The organism is Halorubrum lipolyticum DSM 21995 (genome assembly GCF_000337375.1).
Lineage (GTDB): Archaea > Halobacteriota > Halobacteria > Halobacteriales > Haloferacaceae > Halorubrum > Halorubrum lipolyticum.
On record NZ_AOJG01000005.1, the window covers coordinates 1 to 2,232 of the forward strand.

2 protein-coding genes are annotated in these 2,232 nt (G+C 70.1%); both read left to right on the forward strand.

What is annotated here, in order from left to right:
* The coding region (locus C469_RS01665) for a molybdopterin dinucleotide binding domain-containing protein (protein WP_008003259.1) at positions 1 to 835 on the forward strand (835 nt) is incomplete at its 5' end.
* Between the two features lie 184 nt (positions 836 to 1,019).
* Positions 1,020 to 2,232 (forward strand): molybdopterin-dependent oxidoreductase (locus C469_RS01670; RefSeq protein WP_147587226.1); only part of this gene is annotated, 1,213 nt, incomplete at its 3' end.

Consider the following 2,232-nt stretch of genomic DNA (forward strand, 5'->3'; position numbering starts at 1 on the left):
CGAGCTGGCCGACGTGGTGTTACCGGCGGCGACCTGGGGCGAGTCCGAGGGGACTGTCACCAACATGGAGCGCCGGGTCTCCCGGGTCCGCGCCGCGACGGAGACCTCGCCGAAGATCAAGCAAGATCTCGACATCATCGTCGCGGTCGGTGCGGCGATCGACCCCGAGCTGTTCCCGGAGCCGGCGGTCTCTCCGGAGTCGGCCTTCGACGAACTCCGAGGGCTGACCGCCGGGACGCCCGCGGACCTCTCCGGGATCTCGTACGACCGGCTGGAGGCGGAGCGCGCGGTCAGGTGGCCGGCGCCGTCTCCCGAGGCGGAGGGCGGCTACCGCTACGTCGAGGACGAGGGGTGGGCGTTCCCCACGCCGTCGGGCCGCGCGCGGTTCTCGACGGGCACCCACGACGGCCTCGCCGAGCCGACCGACGACGAGTTCCCGCTCACCCTCACGACGGGAAGACAGGCCGACGCGTACAACACCGGCGTTCGCAGTCGCGGCGGCGAGACCGAGACGCTCCCGATGGCGCGGATCCACCCGGAGACGACGCTCGAGTACATCGAGGCGTTCGACCGCGGGAAGACGGTGATCTCCTCTCGGCGGGGGTCGGCGACGATCGCGGTCAACCCGGACGACGGCGTGCCGGAGGGGATGGTGTGGCTGCCGATCCACCACCCGGCCGTCAACGTCCTCACGCTCCCGGTCGTCGACCCCGAGTCCGACGAGCCGAACTTCAAACAGTGCGCGGTCGACGTCCGGGCGCCGCAGCCGTCGAATCCGCTGATTCGCGAGGGCCGGCCCAGCGCGGACGGAAAGCCCGCCTCGTCGGACGACTGACGCCGATTTCCGACCCGTCGGCTCGGGACGACGTCGCCGTCTCGACCGTTATAATACACGGTCGATCATGTGGAAAAGAGTTATTTCGGACGAGATGAAACGTGGCTCCAGAACGATCCGAGCACGGCACACGAATGAGTATAAAAATGAGTCAGATCGAGACGATCACGTATTGAATATCCACATGACTGATCGAAAGCCAACGACGTGTATGCGATGCGCGGTCGGCTGCGGCTACCGACAGCGCGACGCCGACGACGGGCGCGGTGTCGTCGATGTCCGCGGCGACGACGCTCACCCGACGAACGGCGGGGAGACGTGCAGCCGGGGCGTCCGCGAGACGGTCGATCCGAGCGGCGAGCGCGTGACGGAGCCGCTGATCCGCCGCGGCGGGACGCTCCGACCGACCGACTGGGACACCGCTCTCGGGACGGTCTCGGTGCGGATCATCGAGGCGCTCCGGAAGGGGAACGACAACGTCGCCGTGTTGGGAAGCGGTCAGCAGACGAACGAGGCGGCGTACGCGCTGGGCAAGCTGGCCCGCGGCGGCTTCGGAACGCGGTACTACGACGCCAACACCACCCTCTGTATGGCCTCGGCGGTGCGGGCGTACGTGCAGGCGTTCGGGAGCGACGCGCCGCCCCCGACCTACGACGACGTCCCCGACGCCGAGACCCACGTGATCTGGGGCGCGAACCCGAAGATCGCGCACCCCGTGTTGTACCGGTGGATCGCCGACAGCGCGAGCGACGGCGGCGACCTGATCGTCGTCGACCCCGTCGAGAGCGAGACGGCGGCGGACGCCGACCTCCACGTCCGGCCGGAGCCGGGGACCGATCTGGCGTTGGCGCGGGCCGTGCTCGCGCGGGCCGTCGACGACGGCCTCGTCGACCGCGAGTTCGTCGAGCGGCACACCGAGGGGTACGAGGCCATGGTCGGATCGCTGCCCGACATCGGCGTCGCGGCCGAGACCGCCGGCGTCTCGGTCGAGCGCGTCTCCGAGCTGGCCGCGGCGTTCGACGCCCGGACCATCGTCTACTGGGGGATGGGCGTCAACCAGAGCGTCCAGGGGACCGGAACCGCCCGCTCGCTGATCGACCTCTGCCTGGCCACCGGCAATCTGGGACCGGGGAGCGGCCCCTTCTCGCTGACCGGCCAGGCGAACTCGATGGGGAACCGCGTCTGCGCCTCGAAGTCGTCGTGGCCCGGGTACAGGCCGTTCGACGACGCGGCTCACCGGAAGGCGATCGCGCGGGAGTGGGGCGTTCCCCTGAGTCGACTCCCCGACTCGTCCGGGCCGGGATTCGTCCGGATCATCGACGAACTGGCGCGGGACAACGTCGACGTCTGCTGGACGGTGGCGACGAACCCGGTCGCGGGGATGCCGGACGCGAGCC